General features: G+C 72.4%; 13 protein-coding genes and 1 pseudogene. 5 read left to right on the forward strand and 9 right to left on the reverse strand.

Annotation, left to right across the window (positions count from 1 at the left end; all coding sequences use genetic code 11):
• Positions 1 to 343: pseudogene (locus tag SACPADRAFT_RS31830) on the forward strand (hypothetical protein); the annotation flags it as partial.
• Positions 344 to 484: 141 nt separating this feature from the next.
• On the opposite strand, the gene SACPADRAFT_RS0200135 reads toward SACPADRAFT_RS31830, so the two are convergent.
• From SACPADRAFT_RS0200135 to SACPADRAFT_RS0200160, 6 genes are all read right to left on the reverse strand, one after another.
• Positions 485 to 2,278 carry a choline/carnitine O-acyltransferase gene (locus tag SACPADRAFT_RS0200135; protein ID WP_007023405.1) on the reverse strand — a complete coding sequence of 598 codons (1,794 nt, stop codon included), beginning with the start codon at positions 2,276 to 2,278 and terminating at the stop codon, positions 485 to 487.
• A gap of 73 nt (positions 2,279 to 2,351) precedes the next feature.
• A complete protein-coding gene (locus SACPADRAFT_RS0200140) occupies positions 2,352 to 3,221 on the reverse strand; it encodes a HalD/BesD family halogenase (RefSeq protein WP_028662100.1) in 870 nt (289 codons plus the stop codon).
• A 266-nt stretch (positions 3,222 to 3,487) separates the two neighbouring features.
• Positions 3,488 to 4,114, reverse strand: a complete 627-nt coding sequence (locus tag SACPADRAFT_RS0200145; protein ID WP_007023407.1) for a hypothetical protein — start codon at positions 4,112 to 4,114, stop codon at positions 3,488 to 3,490.
• Positions 4,111 to 5,265 carry an MAB_1171c family putative transporter gene (locus SACPADRAFT_RS0200150; RefSeq protein WP_007023408.1) on the reverse strand — a complete coding sequence of 385 codons (1,155 nt, stop codon included), beginning with the start codon at positions 5,263 to 5,265 and terminating at the stop codon, positions 4,111 to 4,113. The genes SACPADRAFT_RS0200145 and SACPADRAFT_RS0200150 overlap by 4 nt, the downstream gene beginning before the upstream one ends.
• On the reverse strand, positions 5,265 to 5,807 hold the full coding sequence (locus tag SACPADRAFT_RS0200155) for a hypothetical protein (RefSeq protein WP_007023409.1): 543 nt from the start codon (positions 5,805 to 5,807) through the stop codon (positions 5,265 to 5,267). Before SACPADRAFT_RS0200155 ends, SACPADRAFT_RS0200150 begins: the two co-directional genes overlap by 1 nt.
• Before the next feature lie 123 nt (positions 5,808 to 5,930).
• Complete coding sequence (locus SACPADRAFT_RS0200160) at positions 5,931 to 6,398, reverse strand: helix-turn-helix domain-containing protein (protein WP_007023410.1); 468 nt, start codon at positions 6,396 to 6,398, stop codon at positions 5,931 to 5,933.
• 219 nt (positions 6,399 to 6,617) lie between these two features.
• Here SACPADRAFT_RS0200160 and SACPADRAFT_RS0200165 point away from each other — a divergent pair, with 219 nt between their 5' ends.
• Complete coding sequence (locus tag SACPADRAFT_RS0200165; RefSeq protein ID WP_007023411.1) at positions 6,618 to 7,394, forward strand: SDR family NAD(P)-dependent oxidoreductase; 777 nt, start codon at positions 6,618 to 6,620, stop codon at positions 7,392 to 7,394.
• A 142-nt stretch (positions 7,395 to 7,536) separates the two neighbouring features.
• On the opposite strand, the gene SACPADRAFT_RS0200170 is transcribed toward SACPADRAFT_RS0200165, so the two are convergent.
• Complete coding sequence (locus SACPADRAFT_RS0200170; protein ID WP_007023412.1) at positions 7,537 to 8,985, reverse strand: flavin-containing monooxygenase; 1,449 nt, start codon at positions 8,983 to 8,985, stop codon at positions 7,537 to 7,539.
• Entirely contained in the window at positions 8,982 to 10,346 is a 1,365-nt protein-coding gene (locus tag SACPADRAFT_RS0200175) for a cytochrome P450 (protein WP_007023413.1), read from the reverse strand. The genes SACPADRAFT_RS0200170 and SACPADRAFT_RS0200175 overlap by 4 nt, the downstream gene beginning before the upstream one ends.
• 107 nt (positions 10,347 to 10,453) lie before the next feature.
• Here SACPADRAFT_RS0200175 and SACPADRAFT_RS0200180 point away from each other — a divergent pair, with 107 nt between their 5' ends.
• Complete coding sequence (locus SACPADRAFT_RS0200180; protein WP_007023414.1) at positions 10,454 to 11,071, forward strand: TetR/AcrR family transcriptional regulator; 618 nt, start codon at positions 10,454 to 10,456, stop codon at positions 11,069 to 11,071.
• Between the two features lie 136 nt (positions 11,072 to 11,207).
• Entirely contained in the window at positions 11,208 to 11,978 is a 771-nt protein-coding gene (locus SACPADRAFT_RS0200185; protein ID WP_007023415.1) for a VOC family protein, read from the forward strand.
• A 99-nt stretch (positions 11,979 to 12,077) separates the two neighbouring features.
• On the opposite strand, the gene SACPADRAFT_RS0200190 is transcribed toward SACPADRAFT_RS0200185, so the two are convergent.
• A complete protein-coding gene (locus SACPADRAFT_RS0200190) occupies positions 12,078 to 12,683 on the reverse strand; it encodes a class I SAM-dependent methyltransferase (protein ID WP_007023416.1) in 606 nt (201 codons plus the stop codon).
• A 226-nt stretch (positions 12,684 to 12,909) separates the two neighbouring features.
• Between SACPADRAFT_RS0200190 and SACPADRAFT_RS0200195 the strand changes: the two genes are divergently transcribed.
• Complete coding sequence (locus SACPADRAFT_RS0200195) at positions 12,910 to 15,762, forward strand: penicillin acylase family protein (protein ID WP_007023417.1); 2,853 nt, start codon at positions 12,910 to 12,912, stop codon at positions 15,760 to 15,762.
• The last annotated feature ends 50 nt before the right edge of the window (positions 15,763 to 15,812 follow it).

The raw sequence follows: 15,812 nt of genomic DNA on the forward strand, positions 1-15,812 counted from the left end.
CGACCGCCTCGGGCGGGACCTGGCCGGGCGGGAACCGCGGACGGGTCTGCTGGTCCTGGGCGACGGGAGTGCCCGCCGGGGCCCGAAGGCGCCCGGCTACGACGACCCGCGCGCCCACGACGTCGACGCCGTGCTCGTGCGCGGCCTCACCGAGGGTGATCCGGAGGACCTGCGGTCGCTCGACCCGGCCACGGCCGGGGAACTCCTGGTGCAGGGCCGCGCCGCGCTGCACGTCCTCGGTGCGGCCGTCGCGCACTCCGGGTGCACACCGGAGGCCACCGTGCTCCGCGCCGACGACCCGTGGGGCGTGCTCTACGCGGTCGCCACCTGGTCGCTGCGGTGATCCCACGCGAGTGATCCCGCGCGGTCGGCTCCCGCACGGCCGGGGATCGCACGGCTGAGGCTCGCGCGGCTGAGGCGGCACGGCCGGGGCCGGGCACGGCGGGGATCCCGCGGACCCGGCCCCGGGTGTCGGTCGTGTCGGTCAGTTCCCCGTGTCGAGCAGGTCGCGCAGTTCGTACACCGCTGTGCGCAGGTGCTCGGCGAAGGAGTACATCTGCTCGGCCACCGCCTGCGGCGTGCTCAGGTAGAGGTGGAACCGGTCCGGCAGCAGCACGTACGCCACGCCGATGCAGTGGCTGCTCGTGGAGCCGAACCCGAAGAACTGGATGTTCTTCGACGGCGCGGAACTCGTGCTCAGGTAGTCGTCCCGCATGATCCGCCAGCCGGGGGTGTCGTAGAGCGCGAGCTCACCGGTGGCGCCCAGCTCGGCGCCCCGGCGCTGCTGGATCAGTTGCAGCTCCCACAGGTGCTGTTCGGGCGCCTGCCCGCTCTGGCACTCCTTCGCCCGGGCGACGTGCTTGTCCGCCGCCGCCCGGAACGCCTCCCGCCGCGTGTCGGCGTCGGCGTCCGGGTCGTCCATGACCGCGACGAACCGCAGGATCTCCGGGGTGATCACCCGCATCGCCTCGGTGCGCCCGTTGCGGTACTGGCGGGTGGCGATGGACTCGTACGTGGCGCCGGTGAAGCCCTTCGTCCGCTTGTGGGCGACCTGGTAGGCCATCTGCACGAACGCGTCCGGGGAGACCCCCAGCCGCTTGGCCTCGGCGGAGCCGACGTCGTCGAAGGCCACCGTCGTGGTGGCGTTGGCGGCCGCGTAGTCGGCGAACGCCGTCGCCGCCGTGCGCACCTTCGTGCGCAGCGCCTCGTCGAGGGTGAACTCCACGGAGTCGACCGCGGGGGTTCCCCGGGGTTCGACCGGCTCCGGATCACCGTCGAGCAGGTCGTCGACGAACGCGAGCACCGTGGTTCCGTCCAGGCCGCAGTGCTCCACGTTGATCCCCGCCCGGCCGTCGCCGAACACCACCAGCGACACCGACTTGTCGAACCAGCGGTTCCCGCTGTCGCCGTGCAGCAGCTGGTCGCAGGCCTGGTGGGCGTCCTCGGGCACGAGGTCGTCCAGGCAGAGGCACAGCAGCGCCGTCTCCACCGTCTCCAGCGCCTCCGCGTTGCCCGGCAGGGCCGCCAGCGCCCGGCGGTCGTCGGCCCATTCCGCCCGGGCCTCGGTGGTGAGGCTGCCCACGGAGTACTGCGCGGGCACCACACCCGCCTTGGTCACCTCCTGCAGCCCGGCCTCCAGATCGGTGAGCGCGTAGGGCCGCCCCTCGGGGTCGAGCACGTCCATGCGGAACGTGTTGCCGCGGAAGAACACGACGATGTGCCGCGCGGGTGAGGGGCCCGGCTGCCGCTCGCTGTAGGGGGCGCGGACCGTGTCCTGCTCCCGCCCCGGGATGCGGGTGGTGGAGAACAGGAACTTGTGCTGGTCCATCGACTGCGGCTGACCCCGTTGAACCACCGGCGGCAGCTCTTCGCGGTCGAGCCGCAGCTTGTGGTCGACCGCCGACCGCACCAGCGCCGCCGCACGCGGCACCTGCTCCAGTTCCGCGTCGGCGAACAGGAAGAAGAAGTTGGCGTTGAGCGCGATGCGGTCCCGGCGGCCCAGGTAGCGGGACGGCCAGAACTCGTCCAGCCAGCTGGCGACCCCCGGGGCCGCGTCGTACTCCGCGAGGGCCGCGTGCAGGGTGTGTGCGGGGCTGTCCGGCTTCAGGAACTCCGTCACGGCCGCCTCGGTGGCCTCCCGTTCGGCGGCGGTGAGCAGTGGTGCCGACCATTCCAGGAATCGCTCGCAGGACTCCTCCGGGGTCGGCAGCGGTACCCGGGGCAGGGTGTCCTCGTTGCCGAAGGTGCGGGACGAGAAGGTGGTGGGGGTGTCGTTCACGGTGATCCTCGGAGGTCGGGGCGTGGTCGTCGTGTCGTCGGTGTCCCGGGCACGCGGGGGCCCGGGGGAGGGGTCAGTCCAGCAGCTGGTCGCCGCGCACCGCGTGCCCCTCGGCGGCCAGGTGTTCCGGCAGAACCCGGCCGAAGATCTGCCGGGTGCGGGACACACTGCCGATGACGCCCGGTCGGGCGCTGTAGGCGAAGATGGCCGAGTGCCGGTCGGTGTTCCCCTCGACCGGGGTGACGCGGTGCAGGGAGAACCGGCCACGGAACAGTTGCAGGTCACCCGGGCGCAGGGTCAGTGTGTGGACGAGGTCCGTGCCCCCGCCCCGCAGCACCGCGGAGACGTCGGCGACGTTCTCGTCCTCGGCCGACCGGATGCCCGGGCAGTACTCGAACTCGCCGCCGGACTCCGGCGCCTGGGTCAGCAGGGTGACGGCGAACTCGTTGGTGTCGAAGTGCCACGGGTGGTCCATCCCCGGGCGCACCACGTTGAGCACCAGACCCGCCAGCGGGTCGGCCAGCTCGTGGATCTCCGGCAGGTCGAAACAGGCGGCGAGGAACCGCTGGAAGTGCCCGTCGGAGTACAGCCCGCCGAGGATCGAGTCCGGTGGGACGTGGTCCCTGGCCACGAAGGCGTTGCGCCGCAGCATGGTGATCCGCCCGGGGTGGTCGGCGGGCAGCGGCGCGTCGGTGGGGATGTTGTAGGCGTTGACGGTCTCGACGTCGTAGTGCGCGTGCGGGGCCATCCCGGCGCCCTCCCGGCGCAGGTCCTCGTGCCGGGAGGAACGCACGAAGTTCGGCAGCACGCTGCACCCCTGCCCGTCCAGGTCGCGCCGCACCCGGTCCACCGCCTCGGCCCAGGCGGGGCTGTCCGGCCGGGCCAGCGGGTACCGGTCGGTGTCGACCAACTGCTCGATCAACGGAGCCACCGAGGTGTCCATACCGTCCTTCGCCGTCCTTCCCACGAACCGCCTCGCACCCACCGTGGTGCCGGCGGAGCACGACCGGGTACCACCGACGGGGGCGCGTTCAGTGACAACGAATCGTACGCACAGCCGTTACCGGCCGTGGCAGTCGCTCCCCGGTCCGAAACCGGGTTCCGGCACCCCGGACGGGGGGTGACGTGGGATGTCGCGGTGCCGCGGCGGTGCGGTGACGGTCGCCATATTGCCCGCCGGACGGAGCGCGGGGTACGCGGTGCGCGGGTTCAGACCAGCAGCGCGAAGACGCCGCCGCCCACGACGAGGCCGGCCACCGTGCCCACCGTGACCTGGGCGGGGGTGTGGTCGCCGAGCCGGACGCGGGACCAGCAGACCGCGCCGACCAGCAGCGACAGCGACCACACCACCGGGGTGTAGGTCACGGCGAGGATCGCCACCGCCCCGGCGGCCACGGCCGCGTGCATCGAGATCTTCCACCACGCGGTGACCACGCCCGTCACGAACAGGCACGCGAGCATGGCGACGTCGAGGGCCACGAGCGTCCACGGTGCCCGCAACAGCACCAGCAGCCCCAGCCCCAGCCCGCTGAGCACGAGCAACGCCGCGAACGGCACCAGCCGCCCGCCCCGGTCGCGCACGTGGTGGCCGTCCCACCGGCCGCGGCGGGCTCCCCACACGATCACGCACATCGGCAGGACGCTGCTCGTCGACGCGATCAGCAGGCCCCAGCCGAGGGCCGGCAGCCACGCGTGCGTCGCGGCCCACGCGACACCGCCGGAGAGCACGATCACGAGGACCCACGGGGCGCACACCTCGGTGAGCACCCGGGCCCACAGGGTCGGTCGCCGCGGACGTGTCCCTTGCGCCGGCGGCGTTCCGGTGTGGACGCTCACTGTCGGTCCTCCCCACTCACGGTGCGGTCCGTGTCCGGCGCGGCCGCGCGTCCCCGGCGCAGCGAACGGGCGACCCGCGCCAGCCACGCGATCTCCCCGTCCAGATCGTCCACGGTGGGGGCGGGCCCGGGCACCGCGCCCCGGCTCGGCGCCGCCCCGTCCCGCCACCGGCGCAGCGCGTCCACGATCAGCGCGGCCTCCACCCCGGGATCGGCCGCCCCGCTCCGCCGCCGGGGCGCCCCGTCACTCCGGTACGGCGTCAACACCAGCAGGGCGTCGAGGATGCCGACCACCCGCGCACTGAGCCGCTCGTGGATGGACCCCCGCACCGTGGTGTGCCGGATTTCGGCGATCACCGGCTCCAGCGTGGTCCAGAGGTGCCGGAGACGGCGGTACTGGACGTGGCGCCGGCACCACAGCGTCGCCCGCCTGAGTGCGGGCGCGCACACCGGGACGCAGACCCCGACCGCGACCAGCGCCACACAGGCGGCGGGCAGCGCCCAGGCGAGTGTGTCCGAACCGGGGTAGGGCGACCCGGTGAGGAACACCGCGGTGGTGGCGACCAGTTTGTGCAGCGCCCAGCCGACCCCGAAGGCCGCGCCCGCCCGCATCGTGCGCATCCCGACCTGGAGCCACCGGCGGTCGGTGAGGTGCACGTAGCGGCCCATGAGATGCACGAACCGCGCCATGCTCCAGCCGACGTAGCCGCTGAACAGCACCAGGTACCCGTACACCGGCGGCCGGTCGGCGAAGGCGTTCAGGAAATCCGGGCGGTAGGTGAGGTCCGCGGACAGGAACAACGCCGCCATGGCCGCGATCGTGGACACCAGGATCATCGCCTGGATCCGGACCGCCCTGCGGGCGCGCGCGGGATCGCCGGTGACCAGGTGGGTGAGCAGACTGTGCAGGCACCAGGCGGCGACCATGCCGATGCCGTTGACCACCAGCCGGGTGAAGTTCGGCGACGGTTCCACCCGTGCCGCGGCGGCGAGGACCGTGGGCGCGGACAACGCCGCCGAGAGCCCCGCCGCGATTACCGCCGCACACAGGTACCGGGTCGCCGGGGCGACGGGGCTCCGGGCACTCGCGAACCGGGTCACGCCACCGGTGACGGCCACGAGTCCCGCGGCCACCATGACCACCGAGCCCATCAGACCTCGTCGAACGTGCTGGTCAGCCGGGCCAGGGTGGCGGCACTGCCGTGGTCGTCGGGTGGACGGTGCGCACGCGGACGTGGCCGCGGCGCGGTGCGGGTCGCGACCCGTGCGTGCAGCAGGTGCGCGAATTGCTCGGCCTCGAACTCCTCCGTGCCCCCGCTCAGCCGGTCGAGCAGATGCGCGAAGGCCGCCGCACCGAGGTCGGGTGCGAGCCTGCGCGCCTGCTCGTGGGACAGCAGGCAGCGGCCGGCATGGTCGAACAGCATGTGTCCGACCTCGTGCAGGATGATGTGGTCCTGGTGGAACCCGGTGGTGTTCGCCGCGTACGCGATCACGTCGTGGTCGCCGTGCTTGCGCCAGGCACCGGTGGGCTCCCCCGGCGACCAGGACAGCGCGCACAGGTCCACCCCGCGCCCGCGCACCCGTTCCAACCGGTCGAGCCAGGCGTTGACGTCCCACGGCTGCGGGAGCCCGGTCCGGACGAGGACGTCGTCCACCAGCGCCACGCAGCGGCGCCGCGCGTCGGCGTACTTCACCGTGTCGCCCCTTCCCGACGACGGACTGACCGGCCCCGCGGCGTGCGGAGCCGTCCGCACACACCACGGCACGGGACCGGGTGGACACGTGGAGCCACCATGATCCTGACGCATCCCGGTGGATCAGGTCTCGTCGGGTCGGGCCGGTTTGCGGCGCGGGCGGTGGCGTCGTGACCGGGCCTCGTAGGAGCGGATCTCCTCCACCACGGAGGACACCTTCTCCCGCTCCTCGGCCGACAGGCCGAGGATGCGCAGGGTGAGCCTGCGCAGCTCGACGTCGTCGCGGGGGTCGGTCCCGCCGGGTACGCCGTCCCGCCGTTGGAGCAGGTCCTGGACCTGGCGCATGACGGCCACGGTCGTGTCGTCGTTGACGAAATAGTCGTCCGGCACGCCGAAGAACCGCACGATCTTCATCGCGACGCTGTGCCGCGGTTCGTCGCGCCGGCCCGTGCGCAGCTGCCACACGTACTGGCGGGACACCCCCAGGGCCCGCGCCAGCTCCTCGTCGTCGTACGGCCCGCGCGAGTCCGGGTGCATCGTCTCGATGAGGAACGCCAGCTTCTCGGCGAAGGTCGTCGGGCTCTCGCTCATGGGGACTCCGGGGGTTCAGCGGTGGCCCGCGCACTGTACAACCCGTGGCGCATTGTCAACAATTGTTGACGCACTGTCGCAACACCTGTTAACAGTGATCATGTGGGAGGTCGCGCCGAAGGGGGTGCCTGACCGCGCCTGGGACGAGGGACCCGAACGCACGTCGGTCACGCGACGCGGCCTCCCACAGTCGACGTGCCGAGGCTTATGCTCGGCCGCATGGAGATCACAGAAGCAAGCGCGATCGTCACCGGCGGTGCCTCCGGCATCGGGGCCGCCGCCGCGCGTCGGCTCGCGGCCGGCGGGGCGCGCGTCGTCGTCGCCGACCTGAACGCGGAGAAGGGCGAGGCCCTCGCCCGGGAGATCGGCGGCGTGTACGTCAACGTGGACGTCACCGACACCGAGCAGATCCGGGCCGCCGTGGACAAGGCGGTCGAACTGGGCCCGCTGCGGGTGCTGGTCAACTCGGCCGGGATCGGGTCCGCGCAACGCACGATCGGCAAGGACGGGGAGTACGACTCCGCGCACAGCCTCGACCTGTACAAGAAGGTGGTCGGGATCAACCTGATCGGCACCTTCGACACGCTCCGGCTCGCGGCCACGGCCATGAGCCGCAACGAACCCACCGAATCGGGTGACCGCGGTGCCGTGGTGAACATGGCGTCGGTGGCGGCGTTCGACGGACAGATCGGGCAGGCGGCGTACTCGTCGTCCAAGGGCGGTGTCGTGGGCATGACCCTGCCCGTCGCGCGCGACCTCTCCGCCGTGGGGGTGCGGGTCAACACCATCGCCCCGGGCCTCATCGAGACCCCGATCTACGGCGAGGGCCCCGAGTCCGAGCAGTTCAAGGCCAAGCTGGGCGAGAGCGTGCTGTTCCCGAAGCGCCTCGGCACCCCGGACGAGCTGGCCTCGATGGTGCTGGAACTGGTCACCAACTCCTACATGAACGCCGAGGTCGTCCGCGTCGACGGCGGCATCCGCATGCCCCCGAAGTAGCCATCCCCCGCGGCGGGGCCGTCAGGTGTGCCGTGAAGGACCCCTTCCCTGCGTGTGCCGCAGCGAGGGACTCCTTCACTGCATCCGACGCAGTGAAGGAGTCCTTCACGGCACAACGGCGGCCGCTCGCACGGGGAGCCGTTCAGGTGAAGCGGAGGATGCCGTCGTCGAGTCGGCGGTGGCCCAGGGTGACGAGGTCGTGCGCGTAGCTCATCCCGAGCCGCCACGGCTGCCGGGATCCCGCGCGGGGGAACTCGTCGATCGCACGGCGGACGTAGCCCGCGTCGAAGTCGAGCAGTGGCCGCGCGGTGACCGACGGATCGTCGTTCACCGGGACACACCGCCGGTACCCGTGCCGGTCCAGGTGCCGCAGCAGCCGGACGACGTACCCGCTCACCAGGTCGGCCTTCAACGTCCACGAGGCGTTCGTGTAGCCGACGGTGAAGGCGAAATTCGGCACCCCGGACAGCATCATCCCCTTGTACGCCATCGTCTCCGGCAGGCGCACCTCGCTGCCGTCGACGGTGAGTCGCATGCCCCCGAGCGGCAGCAGCCGCAGCCCGGTCGCCACGACGACCGTGTCCGCCTCCAGTTCCGCCCCGGACCGCAGGCGGAGGCCGGACGCGGTGAACTCCTCGATGTGGTCGGTGACCACCGACGCCGTGCCGCGGCGGACGGCGGTGAACAGGTCGCCGTCCGGGACGAAGCACAACCGCTGGTCCCAGGGGTCGTAGTCCGGCCGGAAGTGGGTGTCGACGTCGTAGCCCGCCGGGAGCTGCCGGATCGTGGCCTTGCGGATCAGCCTGCGGACCAGTTCCGGCCGTCTCCGGCTGAGCTGGTAGAGCAGCGTGCTCACGGCGATGTTCTTCCAGCGCACCACCGGGTACGCCGCGCGCGGCCCCACCACCCTGTGCAGCAGTCCGGCCAGGCGGTCCTCGGACGGCAGGGACAGGATGTAGGTGGGCGAGCGCTGCAGCATCGTGACGTGGGCGGCCTTGTCGGCCAGGGCGGGCACCAGCGTCACCGCCGTCGCCCCGCTGCCGACGACCACGATCCGCTGTCCGGTGTGGTCGAGGTCCTCCGGCCACTCCTGCGGGTGCACCACGGTCCCCCGGAAGCGTTCCAGCCCCGGGAACTCGGGGAAGTATCCGGCGTCGTAGCGGTAGTACCCGCTGCAGACGTGCAGGAACCGGGCGGTGAACCGGACGGTGGTGCCGTCGTGCTCGGCCTCCACCGTCCACAGTGCGTCGTCGCTGGACCAGGAGGCGTGCACGACGCGGTGCCGGTAACGGATGTGCCGGTCGATCCCCGCCTCGGTCGCGGTGTCCCGGAGGTAGCGCAGGATCGACGGCCCGTCGGCGAGGGCCCGGGACCGTCTCCAGGGGCGGAACCGGTAGCCGAGGGTCTGCATGTCCGAGTCGGAGCGCACCCCCGGATAGCGGAACAGGTCCCACGTCCCCCCGAGGGCGTCCCGCGCCTCCAGGAGAGTGAAGGTGTGTCCGGGCAGCTGGGACCGGAGGTGGTGCGCGGCGCCGATCCCGGACAGTCCGGCGCCGACGATGAGCACGTCGACGTGTTCGGGGGCGGTCATGCCGCGGTCCGGGGCCCGGTGGCCGTGCCGGACAGCGCCGGGCCGTCGGTCCGGCGGCGGACGAGCGCCCGGCCGCCCCGGGCCGGTGCGTTGGCGACCCCGCGGGAACGCCACCGTTCACCGGGCTCGGTGGTGGGCAGCAGGGAGAAGTGCCGCAGCATCGTGCGCAGCGCGACGTTCATCTCCATCGTGGCGAAGGCCGCGCCGATGCAGCGGCGCGTGCCGCCGCCGAACGGGATCCACTGGTAGAGGTCGGGCCGCGAATCGACGAACCGGTACGGGTCGAACCGGCGTGCGTCCGGGAACACCGACTCGTTGCGGTGCAGCAGGGCGATGCTGGCGAGCACGAGCTGTTTCCGGGGCAGCCGCCAACGCCCGATCTCCAGGCCGTCGACCTCCACCGTCCGGCCGACCAGGTCGATCACCGGGCGGGTGCGCTGCACCTCGGTGATCGTGGCGTCCCGCAGCGTGCTTCCCCCCGCGTCCGCCTCGGCGGTGAGCTCGCCCAGCAGGGCCGGGTGCCTGCGGAGCCGTTCGACGGCCCACGCCAGCGTCGTGGCCGTGGTCTCGTGTCCGGCGGCGAGCAGGGTGAGCAGCTCGTCGGCGATCTCACCGTGGGTCATCGCGCTGCCGTCCTCGTAGCGGGCCTGCAGCATCAGCGAGAGCACGTCGTTGCGCTCGTCGAGGTTCCCGCCCCGTTCCGCCTTGGTGATCAGCCGCTCGACGATGGCGTCGAACTCGTCCCGCATGATCTTGAACCGGCCCCACGGGCTCCACCACCCGAGGTCGACCTCCGGCACCGGCAGCACGGCGAGCCGCGATCCCAACGTGACCAGGCGGGGGATCCGGTCCCGCAGCCGTTCCAGTTCCGCGCCCTCGGCACCGAACACCGCGCGCAGGATGATGTTCAGCGTGATCCGCATCCAGGAGGACAGGGTCGGGAACGACGTGCCCTCCGGCCACGCGGCGAGCTCGCGCCGGGTCTCCTCCTCGACGATGCCCTCGTACGCCGCGAGCCTGCGGCCGTGGAACGGGGGCACCAGCAGCTTGCGCTCGCGGCGGTGCCGGTCGCCGGTCAGGGAGAACATCGAGCCCGGACCGAGCAGTCTGCCGAGGTTCGGTTCCATGTTCTCCGCGCGGTCGGGCTTGGTCTGCAACAGCTGCTTGACCTCGTCCGGGTCGCTGAGCACGACCGTACGGCCGAACAGTGGGAGGTGCACCGTGAAGGCGTCCCCGTAGCGGTCCCGCAGGGACTTCATCCCGCGTTGCGGGGAGACGATCGCGTGCGCGGCCTGCAGCGCGGGTGGCAGGCCGGGCCCGGGAGGCAGGCCGGTCCCGGCAGGCAGGGTCTCGGTCGGCATCGGAGTGGCTCCCCCTCGTGCGTCTGGTACGTCGGCGTACCAGCGGTACGGTACGCATCCGTACCGCGCCGGACAAGAGGCGGCCCGGGCCGTATAGCGTGGAGGCCATGACGACCGGCAGCGAGCGCGTCACCGAGGCCCCCGTGCCCTCCGCCGGGGACGGGTTCCGGCAGCGGCTGCTCGCCGCGCTCGCCGACGCGCTGGCCGAGGACGGGTACCGCACCACGACGGTCGCCGACATCGTCCGGCGCGCCCGGACCTCCCGCCGCACCTTCTACGAGCACTTCTCCGGCAAGGAGGCGTGCTACCTCGCCCTGCTCGCGGCGGCGAACGACCACACGATCCGGCGTATCTCGGCGGCGGTGGACCCGGCGGCGCCGTGGGAGACGCAGATCCGGCAGGCGGTGGCCGCCTGGATCGCCTCCGCGGAATCCACCCCCGCGGTCACCGTGAGCTGGATCCGCGACCTGCCCTCCCTCGGCGCGGCCGCACGCGAGCTCCAGCGCGAGGCGATGGACGCCTTCGTGGTGATGATCCAGCGGCTCTGCGACACCGACGAGCTCCGCGCGGCCGGGGTGCGGCCGGTGACCCGCCCGCAGGCGATCATCCTGCTCGGCGGGCTGCGTGAGCTGCTGGCGGCCACCGTCGAGGACGGCGGCCGGATCGCCGACATCTCCGAGGCGGCCGTCGACGCGACGATCGCACTGCTGCGCCCGCGCTCCTGACCCCCCACCCCGTCCCCGGACGGGTTCGTCCCTCCACCCACGCGGCCCGGGTTCCACGATCGGGTGGTGACCAGCCTGTTTCCGTCGGACCCCGGCGCTAGTCTCCGCACAGAACGGCCGGTAGTGAGGAGACGCGATGAGCGAAGTGACCACAGCCCAGCCGCCGGGTACACCGACCTGGCTCGATCTGGGCATCCCGGATCTCGACCGGGCGATGGGCTTCTACGGTGCGGTGTTCGGCTGGGAGTTCGAGGTGGGGCCGGAGGAGGCCGGCCGGTACACCCAGTGCCTGCTGCGCGGCCGCCGGGTCGCCGGGCTCATGCCGCACCAGGATCCGGACGCGACGGAGTTCTGGTGGAACCTGTACTTCGCCACCGACGACTGCGACGCCACGGCGGCCACGGCCGAGCGTGCCGGTGGTTCGGTGGTGACCGCCCCGACGGACGTCATGGACGAGGGCCGGATGGCGATCGTGCGGGACCCCACCGGTGCGCAGTTCGGACTGTGGCAGGCGGGTGCCCACCTCGGGTGTGAGCTCGTCAACGAGCCGAACGCCCTGCTCCGCAACGACCTGCTCACCCGGGACCCCGCCGCCGCACGCGAGTTCTACCGCGCGGTGTTCGACTACTCGCTGGACGGCGACCCGAACATGCCCGACGCCGACTTCACCTTCCTGCGCAGGCCGGACGGTCACGAGATCGGCGGCATCGTGGGCGACCCGTCGGCGGAGCGGCCCGGCTGGGGCACCCTGTTCCAGGTGGACGACGTGGACGAGACGGTGCGCCGGGTCCGGGACAACGGCGGTACGGCCGCGGACCCGTTCGACATGGTCTACGGACGACTCGCCGGGATCACCGATCCGTTCGGGGCGACGTTCCAGGTGGGTTCCCCCGGGGCGGAGGCGTGACCTCGGGCGGGGAGGTGTGAACGGCGATCCACCGGGCGGTGAAGCCAAAAAGCAGCGCCGAGCCCACGAGCAGCGCCGAGCCCGTGAGCAGCGCGGAGCTCACGGGCGGCGGAGTACGGCGACGAGGAAGTCGGCGTCGTCGGTGAACGGGCGCAGGTCCCATGTGGACAGCGTGAGGTCGGACACGAAACCGGCCGCGTCGGCGTCGGCGAAGAAATCGGGGAACTCGTAGCCGCGACCGGCACCGAATCCGATGGCGGCCCGGCCGCCCGGCACGAGGTGCGCGTGCAGCCGACGGAGCACCTCCCCGCGGGTGCCCGGTGCGCAGAACGGCAGCACGTTCCCGGCGCAGACGACGGCGTCGAAGGGCTGGAACAGGCCCCGTGCGGGCAGGTCCAGTTCGGCCAGATCGCCGACCAGCCACCGCGGGCCGGGGTAATCCTGCTCGGCGGCCTCGATCAGCACCGGATCACCGTCCACGCCGACGACGTCGTGCCCCGCCGCGGCCAGCGCGCCGCCCACGCGGCCGGGGCCGCAGCCCGCGTCGAGAATCCGGGCACCCCGGGGCACCATCGCGTCCACCAGGCGGGCCTCACCTGCGAGGTCGTCCCCGGCGCGGGCCATGGACCGGAACCGCTCGACGTACCAGGTGGAGTGACCGGGGTCGGCGGTGACCTTCCGCATCCACAGACTCTGCTCGACCACTGCCTGTCCTTTCCCGCGGGTCCTGCCGAACCGACACGTGGCACCGGCCTCGGGTGCCGACGACGGCCACGACGATACCCGGCACGGTGCCGCTCCGGCCGTCCGTCACCGGACGGACCCGCCGACGTCCGCGCTGCGCCATTCGGGTGAGCGAAAAGCGAATCACTTTCACTTCGTCGTCGCGCGGTCGTAGTGTGCCCGTGGTCACAACGTCGAGGGAGGCCGTATGCGCGCGCGGGTGTCCGTCTCGATCGCCGCTGTCGCACTCGTCGCCGTCTCCGCCCTGGTCCCCGTGCCCCGGGCCGCCCGGGCGGACACCGGGGCGGAGGCCGACACCGGCACCACCGCACCCGGCGAGGCGATCCCGGACCACTGCGGGGACCGCTGCGCCGAGATCCTCCCGCCGGGCCAGGACGGCAGCGCCACACTCACCGAGATCCTGGCGCACCAGCTGGTCGGCACCCGCCCACCGCACTCGGACGACCAGCTCGGCACCTATGCGGCCCTGGCCGACGAGTACCCCACGGTCACCACGGACACGATCGACCGGTTCTTCAACGACGCGAGCTTCGGCGTCGAGCCGGACGAGGTGGACAGCCGGATCCGGCCCCGTGACGACGTGACCATCGTGCGGGACTCCGACCACGTGCCGCACGTCTACGGCGACACCCGCGAGGGCACCGAGTTCGGCGCCGGGTACGTCGCGGCCCAGGACCGCCTGTGGATCATGGACGTCCTGCGCCGGGTCGGGCGGGGACAGCTCACCCCGTTCGCCGGCGGTGCCGAGGCGAACCGGCAGCTCGAACAGCAGTTCTTCGCCGCCGCCCCCTACACCGAGTCCGAGCTGCGGGCGCAGATCGACCGGCTGGCCAACTCCGGCCCGCGCGGCCGGCAGGGACTCGCGGACGCGCGGGCCTACCTCGACGGCATCAACACCTACATCGAGCGCGCGAAACGCGGCCGCTACTTCCCGGGCGAGTACGTGCTCACCGGGCACGTCACCCCGATCACCAACCTCGGCGAGATCGAACCGTTCACCCTCACCGACCTGGCCGTGCTGGCCTCGGTGATCGGCGCCCAGTTCGGTGTCGGCGGCGGGGGAGAGGTCCGCGCCGCGATCGCCCGACTCGCCCTGCACGAACGCTACGGCCCCGAACAGGGCGAGCGGGTGTGGCGCGGGATGCGTGCGGCGAACGACCCGGAGACCGTGCGCACCCTGCACGACGGGCAGACCTTCCCCTACGGCGGCACCCCGGACGAACCCGAGGGGCGGGCCCTGCCCGAGCCCGGTTCGGTCACCGGGCAACCGCTGGTGTTCGACCGCGAGGGGTCCGCGGCCGACGCGGATGCCGAGCCGCAGCGGGTGTCCGCACCGTCCCGGCTCGACCCCGCGCGTGGTGTCTTCGCCGACGGGGTGCTGCCGGCCGACCTGCTCAGCGGGGAGACCGGGATGTCCAACGCGCTGATGGTCTCCGGCCGGCACACCGACAGCGGCAACCCGGTCGCCGTGTTCGGCCCGCAGACGGGATACTTCGCACCCCAGCTGCTGATGCTGCAGGAACTCCAGGGGCCGGGGATCAGCGCGCGTGGTGCGTCGTTCGCCGGGCTGAGCTTCTACGTGCTGCTCGGCCGTGGCCAGGACTACTCGTGGAGCGCCACCAGCGCGGGCCAGGACGTCCTCGACACCTACGCCGTGGAGCTGTGCGAACCGGGCGGGACCAGGCCGACGCGGGAGTCGAACCACTACCGGTTCCGGGGCGAGTGCGTGGCGATGGAGACCGTCGAGCGGGAGAACGCGTGGGAGCCCACGATCGCCGACCCCACCCCGCCCGGTTCCTACACCCTGCGCAGCTATCGCACGGAGTTCGGCCCGGTGACCCACCGCGCCGTCGTCGACGGTGCCCCCGTGGCCTACACCACGCTGCGCTCGTCGTTCCTGCACGAGGTGGATTCGCTGATCGGCTTCCAGAAGTTCAACGACCCCGACGCGATCCGCTCGGCGGAGGACTTCCAACGCGCCGCCGCCGACATCAACTTCACCTTCAACTGGTTCTACGCCGACGCCGACGACACCGCGTACTACAACTCGGGCGCCAACCCGCGGCGCCCCGACGTGGTCGACCCGAGCATGCCGATCCGGGCCGAACCCCGCTTCGAGTGGGAGAACTGGGACCCGGAGACCAACACCGCGACCTACACCCCGTTCGAGGCGCATCCGCACTCGGTGAACCAGGACTACTACGTCAGCTGGAACAACGCCCAAGCGCAGGAGTACGCGGCCGCGGGATACGGATGGTCGGCCGTGCACCGGGGCGACCTGCTGGACCGGCGGGTGGCGGACCTGATCGCGGACGGCGGCACGGCGAACCGCGCCGAACTCGTCCGGGAGATGGCGGAGGCCGGCCTGGCCGACCTCCGCGCCGAACGGGTCCTGCCCCTGCTGCTGCGGGTGCTCGACACGGCCCCCGTCACGGACCCGGACGCGCAGGCGGCCGTCGCCCGCCTGCGGGCGTGGCTGGACGACGGCGGCCTGCGCACGGAAACGGAACCGGGCAGCCGCACCTACGTCCACGCCGAGGCGATCCGCATCATGGACGCCTGGTGGCCGCTGCTGGTGCGGGCCCAGTTCGAACCGGGGCTCGGCTCGGAGGCCTTCGACGCGATGGTCGACGTCCTGCAGATCAACGACTCGCCGTCCGGGTTCCAGAACGAGGTCCCGGGCAAGCGGGTCGGACAGCCGCACCAGGGTTCGACCTTCCACTCCGGCTGGTGGGGCTACGTGCACAAGGACCTGCGCGCGGTGCTGGGTGAGCCGGTGGAGGGGCCGCTGGGGGAGTCCTTCTGCGGTGGGGGAGACCTCGACCGGTGCCGCGACCTGCTGCTCGACACCCTCCGGCAGGCCGCCGCGCAACCGGCCGCCGAGGTGTACCCGGGCGACGCGAACTGCGACGCGGGGGACCAGTGGTGCGCCGACTCGATCGTCCACAACCCGCTCGGCGGGATTACCCACGACAAGATCAGCTGGCAGAATCGCCCCACGTATCAACAGGTCGTCGAATTCGCGACACGACGGGAGTGAGCCCGGGACGCCCTGGTCCGGTCGTTCCCGACGTCGTCGAGCTGGGGAGG

Source organism: Saccharomonospora iraqiensis subsp. paurometabolica YIM 90007, from assembly GCF_000231035.2.
Lineage (GTDB): Bacteria > Actinomycetota > Actinomycetes > Mycobacteriales > Pseudonocardiaceae > Saccharomonospora > Saccharomonospora paurometabolica.

Bases quoted from the DNA above. Each gene is read 5' to 3' on its own strand.
- SACPADRAFT_RS0200140 (WP_028662100.1), bottom strand. From the start codon at position 3,221: ATGGACACCTCGGTGGCTCCGTTGATCGAGCAGTTGGTCGACACCGAC.
- SACPADRAFT_RS0200150 (WP_007023408.1), bottom strand. From the start codon at position 5,265: ATGGGCTCGGTGGTCATGGTGGCCGCGGGACTCGTGGCCGTCACCGGT.
- SACPADRAFT_RS0200160 (WP_007023410.1), bottom strand. From the start codon at position 6,398: ATGAGCGAGAGCCCGACGACCTTCGCCGAGAAGCTGGCGTTCCTCATC.
- SACPADRAFT_RS0200165 (WP_007023411.1), top strand. From the start codon at position 6,618: ATGGAGATCACAGAAGCAAGCGCGATCGTCACCGGCGGTGCCTCCGGC.
- SACPADRAFT_RS0200170 (WP_007023412.1), bottom strand. From the start codon at position 8,985: ATGACCGCCCCCGAACACGTCGACGTGCTCATCGTCGGCGCCGGACTG.
- SACPADRAFT_RS0200175 (WP_007023413.1), bottom strand. From the start codon at position 10,346: ATGCCGACCGAGACCCTGCCTGCCGGGACCGGCCTGCCTCCCGGGCCC.
- SACPADRAFT_RS0200180 (WP_007023414.1), top strand. From the start codon at position 10,454: ATGACGACCGGCAGCGAGCGCGTCACCGAGGCCCCCGTGCCCTCCGCC.
- SACPADRAFT_RS0200185 (WP_007023415.1), top strand. From the start codon at position 11,208: ATGAGCGAAGTGACCACAGCCCAGCCGCCGGGTACACCGACCTGGCTC.
- SACPADRAFT_RS0200195 (WP_007023417.1), top strand. From the start codon at position 12,910: ATGCGCGCGCGGGTGTCCGTCTCGATCGCCGCTGTCGCACTCGTCGCC.